This is a genomic window from Caballeronia sp. J97 (genome assembly GCF_905220305.1).
Classification (GTDB): domain Bacteria; phylum Pseudomonadota; class Gammaproteobacteria; order Burkholderiales; family Burkholderiaceae; genus Caballeronia.
Map to the genome: position 1 here is coordinate 87,243 of NZ_CAJMZL010000016.1, position 18,863 is coordinate 106,105.

At 63.4% G+C, this 18,863-nt stretch carries 18 protein-coding genes; 12 read left to right on the plus strand and 6 right to left on the minus strand.

Going from position 1 to position 18,863, the window contains the following annotated elements; all coding sequences use genetic code 11:
• Positions 1-72: 72 nt before the first annotated feature.
• The 3 genes from U4Y90_RS20730 to fae are packed head-to-tail and all read right to left on the minus strand — an operon-like array spanning position 73 to position 3,068.
• Positions 73-1,512, minus strand: coding sequence for an NAD-dependent succinate-semialdehyde dehydrogenase (locus tag U4Y90_RS20730; RefSeq protein ID WP_321797290.1), 1,440 nt, complete (start codon positions 1,510-1,512; stop codon positions 73-75).
• Positions 1,509-2,546: an aldo/keto reductase gene (locus U4Y90_RS20735; RefSeq protein ID WP_321797291.1), complete on the minus strand. Its 1,038-nt coding sequence runs from the start codon at positions 2,544-2,546 to the stop codon at positions 1,509-1,511. The genes U4Y90_RS20730 and U4Y90_RS20735 overlap by 4 nt, the downstream gene beginning before the upstream one ends.
• A gap of 12 nt (positions 2,547-2,558) precedes the next feature.
• Positions 2,559-3,068, minus strand: a complete 510-nt coding sequence (fae, locus tag U4Y90_RS20740) for a formaldehyde-activating enzyme (RefSeq protein WP_061159725.1) — start codon at positions 3,066-3,068, stop codon at positions 2,559-2,561.
• 283 nt (positions 3,069-3,351) lie between these two features.
• On the opposite strand from fae, the gene U4Y90_RS20745 reads away from it, so the two are divergent.
• The 3 genes from U4Y90_RS20745 to U4Y90_RS20755 are packed head-to-tail and all read left to right on the plus strand — an operon-like array spanning position 3,352 to position 5,229.
• Positions 3,352-4,044, plus strand: a complete 693-nt coding sequence (locus tag U4Y90_RS20745; RefSeq protein WP_321797292.1) for a hypothetical protein — start codon at positions 3,352-3,354, stop codon at positions 4,042-4,044.
• 38 nt (positions 4,045-4,082) lie between these two features.
• On the plus strand, positions 4,083-4,847 hold the full coding sequence (locus tag U4Y90_RS20750) for a phosphatase PAP2 family protein (RefSeq protein ID WP_321797293.1): 765 nt from the start codon (positions 4,083-4,085) through the stop codon (positions 4,845-4,847).
• Positions 4,848-4,905: 58 nt separating this feature from the next.
• Positions 4,906-5,229 carry an outer membrane protein assembly factor BamE gene (locus tag U4Y90_RS20755; protein ID WP_321797294.1) on the plus strand — a complete coding sequence of 108 codons (324 nt, stop codon included), beginning with the start codon at positions 4,906-4,908 and terminating at the stop codon, positions 5,227-5,229.
• A gap of 61 nt (positions 5,230-5,290) precedes the next feature.
• On the opposite strand, the gene U4Y90_RS20760 is transcribed toward U4Y90_RS20755, so the two are convergent.
• From U4Y90_RS20760 to U4Y90_RS20770, 3 genes are read right to left on the minus strand one after another with little or no spacing between them, the layout of a single operon-like run.
• Positions 5,291-6,151 (minus strand): ABC transporter permease, encoded by an 861-nt coding sequence (locus tag U4Y90_RS20760; protein ID WP_321797296.1) that lies wholly within the window; start codon positions 6,149-6,151, stop codon positions 5,291-5,293.
• Positions 6,152-6,174: 23 nt separating this feature from the next.
• Entirely contained in the window at positions 6,175-6,972 is a 798-nt protein-coding gene (locus U4Y90_RS20765) for an ABC transporter ATP-binding protein (RefSeq protein ID WP_321797298.1), read from the minus strand.
• An 11-nt stretch (positions 6,973-6,983) separates the two neighbouring features.
• Positions 6,984-8,000 carry an ABC transporter substrate-binding protein gene (locus tag U4Y90_RS20770; protein WP_321797300.1) on the minus strand — a complete coding sequence of 339 codons (1,017 nt, stop codon included), beginning with the start codon at positions 7,998-8,000 and terminating at the stop codon, positions 6,984-6,986.
• A 196-nt stretch (positions 8,001-8,196) separates the two neighbouring features.
• On the opposite strand from U4Y90_RS20770, the gene U4Y90_RS20775 reads away from it, so the two are divergent.
• The 9 genes from U4Y90_RS20775 to U4Y90_RS20815 all read left to right on the plus strand — a co-directional run bounded on the left by U4Y90_RS20775 (position 8,197) and on the right by U4Y90_RS20815 (position 18,825).
• Positions 8,197-8,874 (plus strand): response regulator transcription factor, encoded by a 678-nt coding sequence (locus tag U4Y90_RS20775; protein ID WP_321797301.1) that lies wholly within the window; start codon positions 8,197-8,199, stop codon positions 8,872-8,874.
• The gene (locus U4Y90_RS20780; protein ID WP_321797303.1) at positions 8,864-10,240 is read left to right on the plus strand and encodes a sensor histidine kinase; all 1,377 of its coding nucleotides are present in this window, start codon (positions 8,864-8,866) and stop codon (positions 10,238-10,240) included. Before U4Y90_RS20775 ends, U4Y90_RS20780 begins: the two co-directional genes overlap by 11 nt.
• 251 nt (positions 10,241-10,491) lie before the next feature.
• Positions 10,492-11,052 carry a M12 family metallopeptidase gene (locus tag U4Y90_RS20785; protein ID WP_321797391.1) on the plus strand — a complete coding sequence of 187 codons (561 nt, stop codon included), beginning with the start codon at positions 10,492-10,494 and terminating at the stop codon, positions 11,050-11,052.
• Between the two features lie 301 nt (positions 11,053-11,353).
• Positions 11,354-12,937 (plus strand): ATPase, encoded by a 1,584-nt coding sequence (locus U4Y90_RS20790; RefSeq protein ID WP_321797304.1) that lies wholly within the window; start codon positions 11,354-11,356, stop codon positions 12,935-12,937.
• A gap of 169 nt (positions 12,938-13,106) precedes the next feature.
• Positions 13,107-14,417, plus strand: a complete 1,311-nt coding sequence (locus tag U4Y90_RS20795) for an MFS transporter (RefSeq protein WP_321797306.1) — start codon at positions 13,107-13,109, stop codon at positions 14,415-14,417.
• Positions 14,418-14,434: 17 nt separating this feature from the next.
• On the plus strand, positions 14,435-15,661 hold the full coding sequence (locus U4Y90_RS20800; protein ID WP_321797308.1) for an FAD-binding oxidoreductase: 1,227 nt from the start codon (positions 14,435-14,437) through the stop codon (positions 15,659-15,661).
• Between the two features lie 15 nt (positions 15,662-15,676).
• On the plus strand, positions 15,677-16,579 hold the full coding sequence (locus U4Y90_RS20805) for a dihydrodipicolinate synthase family protein (RefSeq protein WP_321797309.1): 903 nt from the start codon (positions 15,677-15,679) through the stop codon (positions 16,577-16,579).
• Positions 16,576-17,574, plus strand: coding sequence for a 4-hydroxyproline epimerase (locus U4Y90_RS20810; protein ID WP_321797311.1), 999 nt, complete (start codon positions 16,576-16,578; stop codon positions 17,572-17,574). The genes U4Y90_RS20805 and U4Y90_RS20810 overlap by 4 nt, the downstream gene beginning before the upstream one ends.
• A gap of 15 nt (positions 17,575-17,589) precedes the next feature.
• Positions 17,590-18,825 carry an amidohydrolase family protein gene (locus tag U4Y90_RS20815; protein ID WP_321797312.1) on the plus strand — a complete coding sequence of 412 codons (1,236 nt, stop codon included), beginning with the start codon at positions 17,590-17,592 and terminating at the stop codon, positions 18,823-18,825.
• Positions 18,826-18,863 lie beyond the last annotated feature (38 nt).

Sequence of the window (18,863 nt, forward strand, 5' to 3'; positions counted from 1 at the left end):
CGCGTCGTACGCCGCATGAAAACCGCGCACGCGATGGCGTTATCGTTCGTGCGCGCGCGGTGTGATGCTGAATCAGCGGCCGAGCCCGGCCATCATCATGTACTTGAGCTCCATGTATTCATCGAGCCCGTACTTCGATCCTTCGCGGCCCAGGCCCGACTGCTTCACGCCGCCGAAGGGTGCGACTTCGGTCGAGATGATGCCTTCGTTGATGCCGACCATGCCGCTTTCCAGACCCTCCGCGACGCGCCACGCGCGACCCAGATCGCGCGTGTAGAAGTACGCGGACAGGCCGAACGGCGTGTCGTTCGCGGCGGCGATGACTTCGTCTTCCGTCTCGAAGCGAAAGCACGCGGCCACTGGACCGAAGGTTTCTTCATCGGCGATCAGCATCGACGGCACGGCGTCCGCGAGCACGGTCGGCTCGTAGAAGGTGCCGCCGAGCGCGTGCGGCTTGCCGCCGGCCAGCACCTTCGCGCCTTTGCTCACGGCATCGGCGACATGAGCTTGAACCTTCTTCAGCGCGGCCTCGTTGATGAGCGGTCCCTGATCGAACTCGCCCGCGAGCCCGTCGCCGACGCGCAGCTTGTGCACGGCGCGCGTCAGTGCCTGCGTGAACGCATCGTAGACGCCGTCCTGCACGTAGAAGCGGTTCACGCACACGCACGTCTGCCCGGTGTTGCGGAACTTCGACGCGATCGCGCCCTGCACGGCGGCGTCGATATCGGCGTCGTCGAACACGATGAAGGGTGCGTTGCCGCCCAGCTCCAGCGACAGCTTCTTCAACGTATCCGCCGATTGCTTCGCGAGCAGCTTGCCGACGCGCGTCGAGCCCGTGAACGACAACTTGCGCACGGCGGGCGATGCGGTCAGCGCGGAGCCGATGGCGACGGCATCGCCCGATACGATGTTGAACACGCCCGCCGGAATGCCCGCTTCCTCGGCGAGCACCGCCAGCGCGAATGCCGACAAAGGCGTCTCTTCGGAAGGCTTCAGCACCATCGTGCAGCCGGCGGCCAGCGCGGGGCCGGCCTTGCGCGTGATCATCGCGAGCGGGAAATTCCACGGCGTGATGGCCGCGACGACACCCACCGGCTCGCGCGTGACGATGATCTTCGAGTTCGGTTTCGGACTCGGAATCACGTCGCCGTAACTGCGCTTCGCCTCTTCCGCGAACCATTCGAAGAAGCTCGCCGCGTAGGCGACTTCGCCGAGCGCTTCGGCGAGCGGCTTGCCCTGCTCGCGCGTGAGCAGTTCGGCGAGCGTGTTGCGGTTCGCGAGCATCAGCTCGCCCCAGCGTTTCACGCGCGCGCCGCGCTCCTTGGCGGTCAGCGAGCGCCACGCGGGGAAGGCGCGCTGCGCGGCATCGATGGCCTGCTGCGTCTCCGCGGCGCCGCCGCGCGCGACGTTCGCGATCACTTCTCCCGTCGCGGGATTGCGCACGGGATACGTGCTCGCGCTTTCGCACCAGCGGCCATCGATGTAATGACTCGATTGCAACAGCTTGCTCATGCCGCGCGCTCCAGTGCGTGTTCGAAGACGCCTTGCGCCGCACGCGAATCGCGCGCGATGCGGCGTCCGGCCGTGTAGTCGTTGATGAGATCGCACGGCGTGTAGTTGCGCTCGAGCTCGTGCAGTTCGTCGTCGTCGAGCTTCGTGTCGAGCGCGGCGAGCGCGCTGTCGAACTGCGCGGCCGAATCCGCGCCGACGAGCATGCTCGAAATACCCGGCCGGCTCAACACCCACGCCTGCGCGATCTGCGCCGCCGGCACGCCGCGCCGCGCCGCGACACGCGCGACCGACGCCGCGATGTCCAGCGACGCGCGATCGCCGTACATCTGCGCGGTGAAGAAATCCGTCTGGTTGCGCGTGGACTTCGCATCGGACGTCAGGAGGCCGCGCGCGAGCGGACTGAACACCGACACGCCGACGCCCTGATCGATGCAATACGGGATCATCTCGCGCTCTTCCTCGCGATACGCGACGTTCAACTGCAACTGCATGTTGATCGGCTTGTGCCAGCCGTGGCGCTCGCACGCCTGCATGATCTTCGCGAACTGCCACGTGTACATCGTCGATACGCCGATGTAGCGCGCCTTGCCCGCGCGCACGATGTCGTCGAGCGCGCCCATCGTCTCCTCGACGGGCGTGTTCACGTCGAAGTAATGCAGCATGTAGATGTCGACGTAATCCATGCCGAGACGCCTGAGCGACGCGTCGATGCCGTCCATGACGTGCTTGCGCGAATGGCCGCCCGCATTCGGATGGTTCGCCATGTCATAGCCGACCTTCGTCGTCACGACCACCTCGTCGCGCTTGACCAGCCGCTTCAGAATGCGGCCGACGACCTCTTCGCCGACACCCGTCGAATAGAAATCGGCCAGATCGATGAAGTTCACGCCGCGCTCGATGGCGTGCTTCACGATCGGCTCGCTTTGCGCTTCATCGAAAATCCACGGCTTCCATTGCGGCGTGCCCATGTTCATCGTGCCGAGGCACAGGCGCGACACCTTCAGGCCGGACTGGCCGAGACGCACGTATTCCATTTGGCGGGCTCCTTACTTCTTCGGCGTGTAGAACGGATTCGACACATCGCGCGCCGCCTTGAACACGGCTTCCTTGCGCGGCAGGCCTTCCATCGCGGCGATGATCGCGTTCTTGCACGCGCGATAGTTGTTCTCGAACACGGCGTCGAGATCGTCTGTTTTCGGATTGACCCAGTTCGCCGACACGACGACCCAGTCGTTCTCGGCTTCCGGCGGCAACGTGCCGTTTTCGAGGGATTCGGCCACCGCCTTCGCGATGCCCGCCTGCGAGGCGCCCCAGGTCGCATTGCCGTGGAAGTCGCCGTCGATCTGCGCCTTGTTGACGTAGAGCGTGAGCGGCTTGGTCGGCACGCCCGGCTGCGCGATCACGACGAACGGCGCGTGACCGGCGGACGGCGTCGCGAGCGCGGTCGCGAATGCCTGGCCGGCCGGGCCGTTGCGCGGGCCGACCAGCACGTTGATGTGCGCGAGATTGACGCCCGGCCCTTCGAAGCCTTCGCCGATAAACAGGTTCTTTTCCATTGACTCCTTCCTTGTGTCCGCGTGATGGGTAAGGTTCAGCCACCGTTGACGGTGGACGTGAGGCATTCTGCGGTGCACTTCGCGCGGGGAGGAATCGAGGATTTTTGAGGGTGGGGTTGACGAAAGCTCAACTCGGGGATGACCCGTAGGCCGAATCGTTTCGATGGCGTCCGCTTTCAGCTTCCTAAGGTTCCCATAAGCAACGATTACCGAAAATGACAGATCGTTCCTAAATGCGGAGCGTTCCGGCGTGGGCGCGCCGCGACGTCTCCGGTGACGCGCAATGCCTTCCACTCAACGCATCTCCCGGCTCCATGCCACCGACGTCCCGTGGCGCTACTACGATCTCGCCAAATCGCGCGTGCGGATCCACGAACCACCCGCGCCCGACGAGGTCTGTCTATGGCTCGTGCCGAGCGAGTTCCGTTTCGCGTCGGCGTCGAACATCGGAAACTGGCTCAGTCAGTCCGAACGCAAACGCGCGCGGCTGCATCCGAATTCGGCGCTCGGGCGGCGCTTTTCCGTCGCGCGCGCGACGCTGCGTCTCGTGCTCTCGCACATGCTCGATTGCGAACCGCACGAAGTGGGCGTGGACGATGAGCCGGACGAACGCATCGTCGTCACGCATCCGAATGTCAAGGACGCGATTCATGTCGATGTCGCGTACTCGGGCATCTGGATCGTGATCGCGGTGGCATCGGCGAGAATAGGGCTCGGTCTGACCGTCGAGCCGGCCGGTGCCCATGACGCGGCCGCCAGACAGGCGATGTGGGACGAAGCGGCGCGGATCGGCGGAACGCGCGCGGCGCGCGGCGCGGCTGGCGAGGAAGTCGGCCGGCCCGACTGGCACGGCATGACACTGCCGATGCCCGGCGGCATCTGCGGCGTACTTGTCGTGGACAAGCCCGTCGCACGCGTGCAGGCCTTTGGCTGGGAACGGCCGCTCGAAGGGGAGGACAGCGCTGTCGCGTCCTGAGCCCGCGCGCGGGCCGGGCCATTCGGGAGAAACAGGACATGATGGATTACACGGCGCTCGCTCAGCGTCATGCGCTTGCGATCATCGCGATCGTGCTCTTCGTCGTTCCGTCGATCGCGGCTGTCATCCAGGCCTGCGCCGCGCGCGCCCGGCGCGTCCCGGACTCGGTCATCGCGGCGGCGGCGGGCGTGGTCGTCGTGAGCGGCGCGGCGGTGTTCTTCGCCATTGCAACGCGCATCTCGCACGGCACGGCGTTTTCATCGGCGGATCAACAGCTGCTCGACGCCGTCCGCGACGGCACGCCCGCGCCGGCCGCGCGCTGGTTCGCGGGTTTCACGCATCTCGGCGATCCCTGGTTCCTCGCGCTGCTGTGCGCGCTGATGTGCGGCGTGCTCGTCTCGGTGCGCCGCTTCGGCCTCGCCGTCTATCTGGCGGCTGTCACGAGCGCGGGCGGCCTGCTCAATCAGGCGCTCAAGGCGATGATGCGCCGCGAGCGCCCGACCGGCTCGGTGGTGCCGCTTCCGGAAAGCTTCGCGTTTCCGAGCGGCCATACGTTCGGCTCGATCGTCTGCTATGGCATGTGCGCTTATATGCTGCTGCGCCTTGCGCCGACGCGCCGGGACCCGCTCGTCGTCGCGCTGGCGTGCTTCATCGTGCTGGCGATCGGCACGAGCCGCGTCGTGATCGGCGTGCATTTTCCCGGCGATGTGATCGGCGGCTTCGCGTCGGGCGGCGCGTGGCTGGCGGCGTGCATCGGCGCGGCGGAGATCGCGCGACGACATTCACGCACACTTTCGGACTAGGTCGATTGTCACGCTTGCCTGCTGTCGATAGCTTTAATGCTTTGCGCGGGTTGAAGCGATGTTCAAGTCGAAAGTAGGTGGCGTGGCGGGGCTGATCCTCGTTCTGATCGGTCTGAGCGGATGTTCGGCCTTCAGCAAGGACCCCGATCCGAAGGAATACATGAGCCGCGTGAAAGTGGGCATGACGCGCGCGGACGTCGAAGACAATCTCGGCCCGCCTGACGGAAGCTGGGGTCCGTGGCATTCCGTGTGCACCGAATACGGTTTCGGCAAGCATGGCGCCGACCGCTATTCGATCTACTACAACAACCAGAGCCGCGTGGTGTTCATGGAGCACGCGGGATGCAGCGTCACGAGGGCCAAGGAAGTCGGCCTTCGCTGAGCGCCAAAAACGACAAACCCCACGCTTTTACTGAAAGCGTGGGGTTTTTTCATGGAGCGCATCAGCTCGCCGTGGGCCGCCACTTCAGCAGACGCTGCTCGACGGCCGTCAGCAGATAATCCGCCGCCAGCGCGACCACCGCGAGCACGATCATCGCCGCGAACACGCCGCTTGCGTTGAACGCGCCTTGCGCCGTCGAAATCAGCAGGCCGATGCCCTGCTTCGAGCCGAGGAACTCGCCGACGACCGCACCGACCAGCGCGAAGCCGAAGCTCACGTGCAGGCTCGCGAGAATCCACGAGAGCGCCGACGGAATCACGACGGACGTCGTCACCTGAGCGCGCGACGCGCCGAGAATCTGCGCGTTCGCGATCATGTAGCGGTCGGCTTCGCGCACGCCCTGGAACGCGTTTGCGAACACGACGAAGAAGACCATCACGACGGCGAGCGCGACCTTCGACGCCATGCCGAGGCCCAGCGCAATCACGAATACCGAGCCGAGCACGACGCGCGGAATCGAATTGGCGATCTTGATGTAGATGCTGAACACGTCCGACAGCAGCTTGTTGCGGCCGAGCACGATGCCGCAGATCACGCCCGCCACCGAGCCGATGATGAAGCCGAGCCCCGTCTCTTCGAGCGTGACCCACACTTGCGTGAGCAACGGCCCTTGCGAGGTGCCGTCGACGAACCATTCGACGATCTGATCGAAGATGGCGGACGGCATCGAGAAGAAGAACGGATCGATCCAGTGGAGACGGGCCGACAGTTCCCAGCCGCCGAGCACGAATACGAGCACCGCGATGCGCAGGCCGATCACGAGCGCATGGCGCTGCCTGATGCGCTTTTGCGCCTCGCGTTCGACTTGCGCGAGCGCGCCGGGATCGATGCCCGAGGGCATCGCTTGTTGAGGCGTGGACATGGTGATGTTCCTTTGGAGCAGGTTCAACCGATCTGCACTTCTTCGCGCAGGTCGTGCCAGATATCGCGCGAAATCTCGATGAAGTGCGGGTGATAGCGAATCTCCGACGTGATGCGCGGACGCGGCAGGTCGATCTCGTAGACCTTTTTGAGCGTCGCGGGTCGCGCCGTGAGCACGAACACGCGATCCGCGAGCGCGATCGCTTCTTCGAGATCGTGCGTGACGAACACGACAGAACCCGCATTCGCGGACCACAGTTGCAGCAGTTCGTCCTGCATCAGCGTGCGCGTCTGCATGTCGAGCGCGGAAAAGGGCTCGTCCATCAGCAGGATTTCGGGCTTGTTGATGAAGGTCTGCGCGAGCGCGACGCGCTTTCTCATGCCGCCCGACAACTGATGCGGATAGTGCTTGCCGAACTTGTCGAGACCGACGCGGCGCAGCCACGACTGCGCTTCGTCGTAGGCGGCCGATTTCGAGCGGCCGCGATAGAGCGGGCCGGCGGCGACGTTGTCGAGCACGGAGCGCCACGGAAACACAGCGTCGGCCTGGAAGACGAAGCCGATGCGCGGGTCGATGCCGTCGACCGGCTGGCCCATCACGCGCACTTCGCCCGTCGTCGGCTTGAGCAGGCCCGTGATCATGCTGAGCGTGGTGGACTTGCCGCAGCCCGTCGGACCGACGATCGCGACGAACTCGCCCTTCGCGACGGACATGCTGAACTCGCGCAGCGCGACCGTCGCGCGGCCGTCGGGCGAGATGAAGCGGCACGATACGTTGCGCAGCTCGATTGCCGGCGTGTCTTGCGTGCTGGTTGAAGTCATCGCGTCGAGCCTCATTTGGAAGCCGTCGCCGTGCCCGACAGATACTCGTTCGAATACGTGCGCGCCAGATCGATATGCTTGCCCTTCACCGACGGATTGAACGCCGCGAGCACTTTCAGCACGGTATCGGGACCATCGGCGGGCATCTTGCCGTCTTTCGTGAACATCGGCAGCGAAGCCTTCAGCGCGGCCACGTACAGGTCCTTGTTCTTCGCGTAGTAGTCTTTCGGCATCTTCTCGGTGATCTCTTCGGCGCTGTGCGTCGCGATGAAGTTGAGCGTCTTCGCGAACGCGCGCGCGAGCTTCGCCGCGTCTGCCTTGTGCGCTTCGGCCCACGCGCGCTGCACGTAGAAGCTCGATGCCGGATACGTGCCGCCGAGCGCGGCGCGCGTGCCCTCGATCGTGCGCATGTCGACGAGCACCTTCGCATCGCCGGTCTTCAGCAGTTGCGAGACGGTCGGCTCGGTGGTCATGCCCGCGTCGATGCGCTCCTGCTTGATCGCCGCGATGAAGCTCGCGTCCGCGCCCACCGGCAGCAGCGTGTACTCCTTCGACGAGACGCCCGCGCGCTGGGCGAGATATTGCGTGAGAAAGCTCGTCGACGAGCCGAGGCCCGTCACGCCGAGCGTCTTGCCTTTCACGTCGGCCATGCTCTTGAGCTTGTCGGCCTGCTTCGTCGAGACCATTTCGACTTCGCCCGGCACCTGCCCGAAGATCACGAGCGCCTGCACCTCCTTGCCCTTGCTCTGCAGATCGATGGTGTGATCGTAGAAGCCGACGACGCCCTGCACGGCGCCGGCCAGCAATTCGTTCTCGGCATCGACGCCGGCGGGCTGCGAAAGGATCTCGACGTCGAGCCCTTCGTCCTTGAAGTAGCCGAGCTGCTCGGTCAGCTTCGCGGGCAGATAGATGATCTTGGTGGCCCCGCCGACCATGATGGAAATCTTCTCGGCATGCGCGGACACGGAAGCGGCGGCGAGAGCAAAAGCGATACCGGATACAGCAGCGATCTGGCGCAGAGTACGCATCAGGAGTCTCCTTGTGTGGGCCGCGATGTCAGAGAGGGCCCGCTTTTTCGATTGTGTGCGGCGATTATAGAAACGCGAAACCTTCTGCCAGCTTTCGATGCCGATCGCAAAACATGGGTGTTAACCCGATGCTTCATACGCGGCCGTTGCCGCCTACAATCGCCCGGCTATGCTCCGCACACGCGTGCCACTGCTCATGAAACTGCTGCTGATCGAAGACAATCCGACGCTCTCGCTCTGGCTCGCGAAGACGCTGGAACAAGAGGCGTTCGTGCTGGAAGCCGTGCAGGACGGCGAATCCGCCGACCTGCTGCTGCGCGCGAATCAATACGATGTCGTGCTGCTCGATCTCAACTTGCCGCGCCTGTCGGGCAAGAACGTGCTGCGCCGCATGCGCCAGCGCGGCGACGCGACGCCGGTGATGATCCTCACGGCGAGCGGTTCCATCGACGAGAAAGTGGAGTTGCTCGGCGCGGGCGCGGACGACTACCTCGTGAAGCCTTTCGAAGTGCGCGAACTCGTCGCGCGCGTGAAGGTGATGATCCGGCGGCGCTCTTCGTCGACGGCGAACGAAGTGTCGTGCGGCGATCTCGTGTTCGATATCGACACGCGGCAATTCGCGCTCAAAGGCGTGCCGCTCAACGTGACGCCGCGCGAGCGCAGCGTGCTCGAAGCGCTGATATTGCGTCTCGGCAAGACGGTGTCGAAGGCGTCGCTGCTCGATGCGATCTTCGCGCACGAGGACAGCCCGAGCGAGGACGCGCTCGAGATCTATGTTTCGCGTTTGCGCAAGAAGCTCGACGGCAGTTCGGCCGCGATCGTCACGCTGCGCGGGCTAGGCTATCTGCTGCGCAAGAAGGACGATGACCAATAGCCTGCGCGTCCGTCTTCTGTGGTGGCTGCTCGTGCCGCTCGCGATCTACGTGTTCGTGACGGGCAAGGCCGCTTACGACAACGCGCGCCACACGGCGGATCTCGTGCAGGACAACACGCTGCTCGCATCGGCGCGCATGATCGCGGGCGAGGTCGAATGGTCGGACGGCAGATTGCTCGTCGATATTCCGCCGGCCGCGCTCGAAGTCTTCGCGTCGCCTCAGGGCGATCAGGTCTTCTATAACGTGAGCGTCGACGATGGCCGCTTGCTCGCCGGCGTCCCCGATTTCCCCGCACGCGCCGCGGCGGGTCGCGACTCGCCGGACTATTACGACGCCGACTTGCACGACAAGCCGATACGCGCCGTCGGCTTCGTGCGCCAGATGTACGACAACGGCGCGATCCGCCGCGTGCTCGTTTCCGTCGGCAAGACGCAGGCTTCGCGCGATGCGATGGTGCGCGAGCTATGGCGTCCGCAACTCGTGCGGCAGATCGAGATGGTGTTGCTGGCGGTGGCGCTCGCGTGTATCGGCTTGACGTTCGAACTGCGGCCGCTCCTGAAAGTGAAGAAAGAAGTGATGGACCGCGATCCGATGCAGCTCGAACCGTTGCGTGTCGAGCGATTGCATACGGAGTTGCGGCCCATCGTCGAGGCGATCAACCAGTGCATCGCGCGGCTCGGGCTGCAGGTGGCGGCGCAGCGGCGCTTCATCGCGGATGCGGCGCATCAGTTGCGCACGCCGCTCACGCTGCTGGAGACGCAATTGCAGTTCGCGCGGCAGCATCGGCAGATGGAGCCGTCGCTGAACGAAGCGCTCGCCGCGATGCAGCGTAGCAATCGCTCGATGGTCGGCCTGACCAACAAATTGTTGCTGCTCGCCCAAGCCGAAGCGGCGGACTATACGCAGCTCGCAAAGCAAAAGGTCGATCTCGCCGGGATCGCGCAGAACGCGATCGAGGATCTCGCGATGTTCGCGCAGAAACGGGGAATCGATCTGGGCGCGGATCTGGTCGAATCGGCGTGGATCATCGGACATGAGGGATTGCTTTCGGCGCTCGTCCACAACATTGCCGAGAACGCGATTCGCTATACGCAGGCGGGCGGCCACGTGACCGTCGCCGTTACGCGCGACGCGCACAGCGTGACGCTGACCGTCACCGACGATGGTCCCGGCATTCCCGCCGAAGCGCGCAGCCGCGTATTCGAGCCGTTCTATCGTGCATCCGCCGATACGGAAGGCACCGGACTCGGGCTCGCGATTGCGCGGGAGATCGTGCAGGCGCATCGGGGAGAGATCGGGCTTCGGACGCGTGAGCATCCACAGCGGGGCGTGATCGTGAGCGTGTTGTTCGCGCGGACTTCTTGAATACTATGGAATGAACAAACGCGTTTGATCGCGCATTCGGAAATATACTTCTTCTTTGCGTGGCAGCAGCGACGGGGAAGAAGATGAAGCGAATCAGCGCATGGCTATTTGCATTATTGTTAGGAATACTCGTTAGCGGATGCGGTGGGAGCGACGGCGGTGCCGACGCCGCGAACGCCGCGGCCAAGGACTCGACGGGACAATCGAACGCGCAGATACAAGCCACGGACAAGGGATTCGCATTGTCCACCGTGATCTGGAAGCAGCTTCCTATCGGCGTATGCTGGGATTTGAGCAATGCCGATTTCTCGTTGTATGCCAATCAGCGCACCTGGAGTCGGCTGGCGGTCGAGGCGAGCTGGGAGGCGCATTCCGGCGCCGTGTTCACGGGTTGGCAGCAATGCACGAACGCGCCCGGCTACTACGGCATACGGATTTCGGTCGAAGACAGCGCCGCGACCGGACCGCATACGCAAGGTCTCGGAACGCAGGTGAATAACGTGGTAGGAGGAATGGTCCTCAACTTCACTTTCAAGAACTGGAGTCCGAGCTGCGTCGGGCGTGAAGAGTATTGCATCCGCAATATCGCCGCGCACGAATTCGGTCATGCGCTGGGGTTCGCTCACGAGCAAAATCGGCCCGATACACCATCGACATGCAAGGAGCCCGCGCAAGGCACCTACGGCGACACGATGATCGGCGCATGGGATCTGGCGTCGATCATGAATTACTGCAATCCGCAATGGAACGGTAACGGCCAACTCAGCGCGACGGATATCGTGATGGTGCAGATGTTTTATGGGGTGCGCTAAAAGGGTTAATTCCATGCTTTAAAACAGCGATGAAAGCACATTGAAATATTGTGTAATGAAATCGATAAATTGATTACATATTAAAAATATACTTCTCCGAGCATGCACGAGGATGCATGGCTTCAGACCAAGGAGAAGAATTATGCGATTTATCAGAGGGTGGTTGCCTGCTATATGTTTAGGATTGCTGCTTAGTGGCTGCGGAGGAGGCGATAACGGTAGCAGTGCTCTGAGCGCCGCCGCGAAGAGCGCTGAGGAAACATCGAGCGCGTCAGACAGGGCAACGGTAAAAGGATATGCATTGTCGACTGCCATCTGGAAGCAGATTCCGATCGGTGTGTGCTGGGACATGAGCAGTTCCGATTTCGCGCAGTATTCCACGCAACGGAATTGGACTCGACAAGCGGTTTCGGATAGCTGGGAGGAAAAGTCCGGCGTCGAGTTCACGGGATGGCAGCAATGCACGAACGACCCGAACTACTACGGGATTCGGATTACGGTCGAAGACATCGCTGGATCAGGGCCGCATACGATGGGCCTGGGCGCGGCCTTGAACAACAAGGTCGGCGGCATGGCGCTCAACTTCACGTTCAAGAACTGGAGTCCGAGTTGCGTCGGCCGTGAAGAGTATTGCATTCGCAACGTTGCGGCGCATGAATTCGGTCATGCGCTGGGCTTTGCGCATGAACAGAACCGGGCAGATACGCCTTCGTCGTGCAAGGAACCGGCGCAAGGCACCAATGGCGATACGATGATCGGCGCGTGGGATCTGGCGTCGATCATGAATTACTGCAATCCGGAGTGGAACGGTAATGGGAAGCTGAGCGCGACGGATATTGCGATGGCGCAGAAGTATTACGGGGTGCCGCGTTTAAGGGGAAGCTTCTATGTCGGGAAGTCGGGCTACTCTGCCCCGGCCAAAGTCACAGCGTACGATGCCACCACGCTTGCGGAGAAGGCCACGTTCGATTTTCCTGACTATTCGTTCGATGCGATATTCGCGAGCGGTGACGGAACGCGCGCGCATGTGGCTCTGCGCAAAGGGTCGGGCTTGAGGTATTTTCTGGCAACCATCGATACAGCAACCAATACTGTCCGGAGCATATCCGATGAACTGGCCACGGCGGCCTACGGGGACGACAACCTCCTGCCTTCGCTGGATGGACGTCAGTTTTACATCACGCAGAGCCCTCCTAACAGTATTGGAATCATCGACACTGACTCCGGAAAATTGACGAAGAGAATCGCGCTGCCGGGGTACTCGGTCAACAAGTTCGCTACGGCGAAGGATGATCGTGGAGGCCTCTACATACTGGCGGACAATACCAATACATGGCCGCGTATGCGCGAGATTCTTCGAGTCGATCTCGCAAGCGGGTCGATCACGCGATCATATCCGGCCGGCTTTGCTCCACTCGGGAATCCAAGCACTTATTATAAAAAGCCTGAGCTTGCGGTAACGCCTGATGCGAAGAAGGCCTATTTCGTGTTCTTCACTGCGCCAGCCGAAGGCAACCTGACAGAGTTGGATGTGGCAAGTGGCACCATGCGCACGCTAACCGACTTGCCAGTCATAAAGCCAAAGTTCCTTGCGGCAGCCACTAACGAACAAATCCTGTTCGGCGATGACAGCAGCGGAGATCCGAACCTGATCACGCTCTACGACGTGAGCAAACGGAAGACGACGATCCTGTTTACGACACCCTATTTGCAACAGGTTCAATACGAGTCGAGAACAGGGTCGATCTTTCACGCTGAGGGTTCGTCTAGTTCGGTAAATCAGTTGCGACCACTGGCAACGGGCGATGGATACAGCAATACGGATCTTCGGCTTTCCGCCCCTGTGAATTACCAGTCCATGTCTTTCGTGTTCGTCCCTCGCTAAGGCTCGCGCGGCCAAGACGAACGGCAAGCCTCGCCGCTCCGAGGCTTGCCAGATCGTCTTTTCTCGGACGACGGTTCGCAATTAATTTTGGATCCAAAATCCTTGATTCAATTTTGATCCAGGCGCACAATCCCCCGGTCAGCATCCCATCTCACCCGAGGGAGCCACCATGACCGACCGCGCCAACGCCGTTGCGAATCCCTACGCCGCGAGCGACAGCCCCCGCGTTTCATCGAAGTCGAGCCGCGCCGTCACCGCGGCCGTCGTCGGCAATATTCTCGAATGGTTCGATTTCGGCACCTACGCGTTCCTCGCGACCGTCATCGCCAAAGTCATGTTCCCCGCCGGCGACGACTTCGCCGCCATGCTCGGCACGTTCGGCGCCTTCGGCCTCGGCTTCGCGGCGCGTCCGCTCGGCGCGATCATCTTCGGCTGGCTCGGCGACGTGAAAGGCCGCAAGTGGACGCTCACCTTCGTGATGCCGCTGATGGCCGCCGCCACGCTCTTCATGGCGCTGCTGCCGACGTATGCGGCCATCGGCATCTGGGCGCCGATCCTGCTCGTCGCCGCGCGCATGCTGCAAGGCATTTCCGTCGGCGGCGAACTGGGTAACGCGGTGGCGTTTCTCGTCGAATGGGCGCCGCCGAACAAGCGCGGCTTCTACGGCAGCTTCCAGCAATGCAGCACGCTCGGCGGCATGCTGCTCGGCTCGGGCGCGGCCGCGCTCATGACGACGCTGCTCAGCCCGCAGGCGATGCTCGACTGGGGCTGGCGCGTGCCGTTCATCATCGGCGCCATCGTGATCGGGCCGATCGGCTGGATCATCCGCAAGCGCAGCGAGGAGACGCCCGTCTACCAGAGCGCGAGCGACGAAGCGCCCAAGACGAAAGGCCGCGCGCCCGCGCTGCTCGGCCTGCAAGCCTGCGGACTCGTGATCGTGTGGACGGTCTCGCTCTACGTGCTGCTCAACTATTTGCCCTCTTTCACGACGAAATACGTCGGCATGCATGCGTCGACGGCGCTCTGGCTCAACACGGCCGGCCTGATCGTGATGACTGCGTCGATTCCGTTCTGGGGCGCCGCGTCGGACCGTTTGGGCCGCAAGCCGATTTACGCGATCGGCTGCATCGCCTTTCTCGTTCTGCCGTATCCGATCTTCCATCTGATGCTGGCGTACAAATCGGCGGCGATCGTCGGCGCGGTGCAAGTGCTGGGCGGCGTGATCATCGGCATCTTCTCGGGCGTCGGGCCGGCCGTATTGTCCGAACTGTTCCCGACGAAAATCCGCACGACCTGGATGTCGATCGGCTATGGCATCGCCAACGCGATATTCGGCGGTTTTGCGCCGATGATCTCCATCGCGCTCATCAAGGCGACCGGCTCGCCGCTCTCGCCCGCGTACTTCGTGATGCTCGCCGCGCTGCTTTCGACGATCACCGTCATGACCATCAAGGAAACGGCGCACGCGCCGCTGCAATAGACATGGCAGGTGAAGACATGGCCGACGTCGTCGTGATCGGCGCGGGCATCGTGGGGCTGGCGTGCGCATGGGCGGCGCTGCGCGAGGGCGCGCGCGTGACGATCGTCGATCGCGATTTCGAGGGCGATCGCGCGTCGCACGGCAATGCGGGCGGCATCGCGGTGACGGAGAGCACGCCGATCGCGGTGCACGGCATGTTCACGAAAGCCGCGAAATGGCTGATGGATCCGCTCGGGCCGCTCGCGCTCGACTGGAAGCATCTGCCGAAGGCGCTGCCGTGGTTCATGGCGTTTCGCCGCGCGAGCGAGCCGGAACGCTTTCACGCGATATCGCATGCGCTCGCGCTGCTGAACAACCGCGTCTACGACGACATCGTGCCGATGTTCGACGATATCGGCGCGAGCGCGACGCATTATCGGCGTGGCGCGCTCACGGTCTATGAAACCGATGAAGCCTTCGCCGCCGATCAGGCCGAATGGTCCTTCAAACGAGAACTGGGCGCGCGCTGGCATGCGCTGAACGCGCAGCAGGTGCGCGAGTGCGAGCCGGCGCTTCTGCCGGTCTTCAGGCATGGCGTGTTTCTCGACGACTGGTCGCATATCGGCGATCCGCGCCGCGTCGTCACGTTGTTGCGCGAGCGCGTGCGCGGGCTCGGCGCGCGCTTCGTGACGGGCGTCGCGCGCGCGATCGGCTCGCCCGAATCCGTCTTGCTCGATGACGGTACGCGCGTGAACGGACGACGCATCGTGATCGCGGCGGGCGCGTGGTCGGCGGGGCTCGCGAAGTCGGTCGGCGATCGTGTGTTGCTCGAAAGCGAGCGCGGCTATAACGCGACGCTGCCGAAGCACGGCGTGGCGCTCACGCGCGAGGTGATTTTCGCGGAGCGCAAGTTCGTCGCGACGCCGCTCGACATCGGCTTGCGCATCGGCGGCGCGGCGGAGTTCGCGGGCATCGCTGCGCCGCCGAACTATCGGCGCAGCGATGCGTTGCTCGCGCTCGGAAAGCGCTTCATCGACGGCATCGACGATACGGACGCCGCGAAGTGGATGGGCCATCGCCCTGCAACGCCGGATTCGTTGCCGGTGATCGGCGCATCGCCGCGCATGCCGTCGGTCATCTATGCATTCGGCCACGGTCATCTCGGCCTCACGCAATCGGCAACGACCGCCGCGCTCGTCGCCGATGTGCTCGCGGGCCGCACGTCGCGCGTGCCGCTCATGCCTTATTCGATCGCGCGTTTCTAAACTGAAGGAGCAAGCATGCAAGTGAACTGGAAAGGTGTATTCCCCGCCGTCACGACGAAGCTCAAACAGGACGGCTCGCTCGATCGCGACGCCATCGTGAGCGGGCTGAACCGTCTGATCGACAGCGGCGTCGGCGGCGTCGTGATGATGGGCATGGTCGGCGAGAACGCACAGCTCACGCCCGAAGAAAAGCGCACGGTGCTGAAGATCGCGGTCGAAACGGTCAACGGCCGCGTGCCAGTCATCTCGGGTCTCGCGGAACTGAACACCGCCAACGCGATGCAATTCGCGCAGGACGCGGAGGCGATCGGCGTGCAGGGACTGATGGTGTTTCCGGGCCTCACGTATCGCTCGGACGATCGCGAGACCGTCGAATACTACCGGTCGATCGCGCGCTCGACGAAGCTCGGCCTGATGATCTACAACAATCCGCGCGGCTATGGCGTCGACATGCGCCCCGACCTGCTCGCGCAACTGGCCGATGAGCCGAACGTCGTCGCGATCAAGGAAGAGACCTACGACACGACGCGCGTCACCGATCTCTATGCGCGCTTCGGCGAGCGCTTCGTCGTGTTCTGCGGGGTCGACGATCTGATCGTGGAATCGGTCGCGCTCGGCGTGAAGGGCTGGGTGTCGGGCATGGCCAATGCGATGCCGAAGGAATCCGTCGACTTGCTGAACTACGCCGTGAGCGGTGACTACGACAAGGCGCGCGCGCTCTATCGCGCGTTGATCGACCTCTTCCATCTCGACACGCACGTGAAGCTCGTGCAGTACATCAAGCTCGCGGAGAACATCACGGCGGGCTATCCGGAATACGTGAAGGCACCGCGCCTGATGCTCGAAGGCGCGGAACGGCAGCGGACCATCGAGATCGTCGAAAAGGCGATCGCGAATGTGCGGGCGCTTGCGCGATGAAATCCACGTTCTTCTGCATCGACGGGCACACTTGCGGAAATCCGGTGCGTGTCGTCGCAGGCGGCGCGCCTGCTCTCGAAGGCGCGAACATGATCGAGCGGCGCGCGCATTTCCTGCGCGAGTTCGACTGGATTCGCACCGCGCTGATGTTCGAGCCGCGCGGCCACGAAGTGATGTCCGGCAGCATCCTCTATCCGCCGACGCGCGCGGACTGCGACCTGGCGATTCTCTTCATCGAAGTGAGCGGCTGCCTGCCGATGTGCGGGCACGGCACCATCGGCACGGTGACGACCGCCATCGAAAACGGGCTCGTGCGGCCGCGCGAACCCGGCGTGCTGCGGCTCGATACGCCCGCGGGTCTCGTGATTGCGCGGTATCGGATGGATGGCGAGCATGTCGATTCGGTGCAACTCGTCAATGTGCCTTCGTTTCTGCACTCGCAGGACTTGTCCGTCGAAGTCGAGGGTTTGGGCGAGATTCGCTTCGATGTCGCTTATGGCGGCAACTTCTATGCGATCGTCGAGCCGCAGCCCAACTATGAAGGCTTGCACAGGATGAAGCCCGCCGACATCCAGCGCCTCAGCCCGATATTGCGTCAGAAGGCCAACGAGAAGTATGCGTTCGTGCATCCCGGGAACGAGGCGATACGCGGCCTCTCGCACGTGATGTGGACCGGCGAGCCGACCGTCGCCGGCGCGAGCGCGCGCAATGCGGTGTTCTACGGCGACAAGGCCATCGACCGCTCGCCGTGCGGCACGGGCACGTCGGCGCGCATGGCGCAGCGCGTCGCCAAAGGACAGTTGAAGATCGGCGAGCGCTTCGTGCATGAGAGCATCATCGGCACCGTGTTCGAAGGCGTGCCGATGGAAGCGGCGCGCGTCGGCGAATACGAAGCGATCGTTCCGGCCATCGAAGGATGGGCGAGGGTGACGGGCCACAACACGATTTTCGTCGACGACCGCGATCCCCTCGCACACGGATTCCTGCTGAAATAACGGGAGAAACACGTCATGCTGATACTGAAAAACGCCCGCGTGCTCGACGCCGATCACGAGCGCGACGAGGGCCGCTACGCGATCGTGATCGACGGCGACACGATTCGTGAAGTCACGCGCGAGCCGGTCGAAGCGAGCGGCGCGCAAGTGATCGATGTCGGCGGCAAGACGGTGATGCCCGGCATGATCGACTGCCATGTGCACGTGATCGCGTCGGTCGCGCATCTCGGCAACAACAGCCGTCTGCCGAACACGTTCGCCGTGTTGCGCGCCGTGCCGATTCTCGCGAGCATGCTCAATCGCGGCTTCACGACCGTGCGCGATGCCGGCGGCGCGGACTATGCGCTGTCGCGGGCGATCGAAGATGGCGTGATCGCGGGGCCGCGCCTGTTCGTCGCCGGCAAGGCGCTCTCGCAGACCGGCGGCCACGGCGATTTTCGCGAGCGCTTCGACAACTCCGACCCGGACCCGTGCGGATGCAATCGAAACATGGGCGCAATCGGGCGCGTCGTCGACGGCGTCGACGAAATGCGCAAGGCCGTGCGCGAGGAAATGCGCGCGGGCGCGCATCACATCAAGATCATGGCGTCGGGCGGCGTGGCTTCGCCGACCGATCCCATCGGCAACCTGCAGTTTTCCGTCGATGAAGTGAAGGCCGCCGTCGAGGAAGCGGAATCGCATCAGACGTATGTGATGGCGCATGCGTACACGTCGAAGGCGATCGCGCGCGTGGTGAAGCTCGGCGTGCGCACGATCGAGCACGGCAATCTGATCGATGAGGAAACGGCGGGCGTGATGGCCGAGCATGGCGCGTACGCAGTGCCGACGCTCGTCACCTATGACGCGATGTCCAAGGTCGGCGCGCAGATGGGCCTCGCGAAAGACACCCTCGACAAGAACGAATCGGTGCGCAGGCGTGGGCTCGAAGCGCTCGCGATGCTGCACGGGCGCGGCGTGAAGATCGGCCTCGGAAGCGATCTCCTCGGCGACATGCATCAGTATCAGAGCGATGAGCTTTCGATCCGCGCGGATATCGTCGGCGCGTTCGAGGCGATTCGTCAGGCGACGGCCATCGGCGCGGAGATCGTCAACATGAAGGGCAAGCTCGGCGTCGTCGCGGCGGGCGCGTTCGCGGACTTGCTCGTCGTGGACGGCGATCCCCTGAAGGATATCCGCGTGCTGACGGGGCAGGGCGAGCGCATTGCGGGCGTGATGAAGAACGGCGCCTGGGTGCGCGAGACATTGCTATGAATCGACGTGCTACGATCCCGCAACTTCACGCAAGAGCA

Excerpts from the sequence above, each read along its gene's own strand:
- U4Y90_RS20730 (WP_321797290.1), bottom strand. The coding sequence starts at position 1,512 with ATGAGCAAGCTGTTGCAATCGAGTCATTACATCGATGGCCGCTGGTGC.
- U4Y90_RS20735 (WP_321797291.1), bottom strand. The coding sequence starts at position 2,546 with ATGGAATACGTGCGTCTCGGCCAGTCCGGCCTGAAGGTGTCGCGCCTG.
- fae (WP_061159725.1), bottom strand. The coding sequence starts at position 3,068 with ATGGAAAAGAACCTGTTTATCGGCGAAGGCTTCGAAGGGCCGGGCGTC.
- U4Y90_RS20745 (WP_321797292.1), top strand. The coding sequence starts at position 3,352 with ATGCCTTCCACTCAACGCATCTCCCGGCTCCATGCCACCGACGTCCCG.
- U4Y90_RS20750 (WP_321797293.1), top strand. The coding sequence starts at position 4,083 with ATGATGGATTACACGGCGCTCGCTCAGCGTCATGCGCTTGCGATCATC.
- U4Y90_RS20755 (WP_321797294.1), top strand. The coding sequence starts at position 4,906 with ATGTTCAAGTCGAAAGTAGGTGGCGTGGCGGGGCTGATCCTCGTTCTG.
- U4Y90_RS20760 (WP_321797296.1), bottom strand. The coding sequence starts at position 6,151 with ATGTCCACGCCTCAACAAGCGATGCCCTCGGGCATCGATCCCGGCGCG.
- U4Y90_RS20765 (WP_321797298.1), bottom strand. The coding sequence starts at position 6,972 with ATGACTTCAACCAGCACGCAAGACACGCCGGCAATCGAGCTGCGCAAC.
- U4Y90_RS20770 (WP_321797300.1), bottom strand. The coding sequence starts at position 8,000 with ATGCGTACTCTGCGCCAGATCGCTGCTGTATCCGGTATCGCTTTTGCT.
- U4Y90_RS20775 (WP_321797301.1), top strand. The coding sequence starts at position 8,197 with ATGAAACTGCTGCTGATCGAAGACAATCCGACGCTCTCGCTCTGGCTC.
- U4Y90_RS20780 (WP_321797303.1), top strand. The coding sequence starts at position 8,864 with ATGACCAATAGCCTGCGCGTCCGTCTTCTGTGGTGGCTGCTCGTGCCG.
- U4Y90_RS20795 (WP_321797306.1), top strand. The coding sequence starts at position 13,107 with ATGACCGACCGCGCCAACGCCGTTGCGAATCCCTACGCCGCGAGCGAC.
- U4Y90_RS20800 (WP_321797308.1), top strand. The coding sequence starts at position 14,435 with ATGGCCGACGTCGTCGTGATCGGCGCGGGCATCGTGGGGCTGGCGTGC.
- U4Y90_RS20805 (WP_321797309.1), top strand. The coding sequence starts at position 15,677 with ATGCAAGTGAACTGGAAAGGTGTATTCCCCGCCGTCACGACGAAGCTC.
- U4Y90_RS20810 (WP_321797311.1), top strand. The coding sequence starts at position 16,576 with ATGAAATCCACGTTCTTCTGCATCGACGGGCACACTTGCGGAAATCCG.
- U4Y90_RS20815 (WP_321797312.1), top strand. The coding sequence starts at position 17,590 with ATGCTGATACTGAAAAACGCCCGCGTGCTCGACGCCGATCACGAGCGC.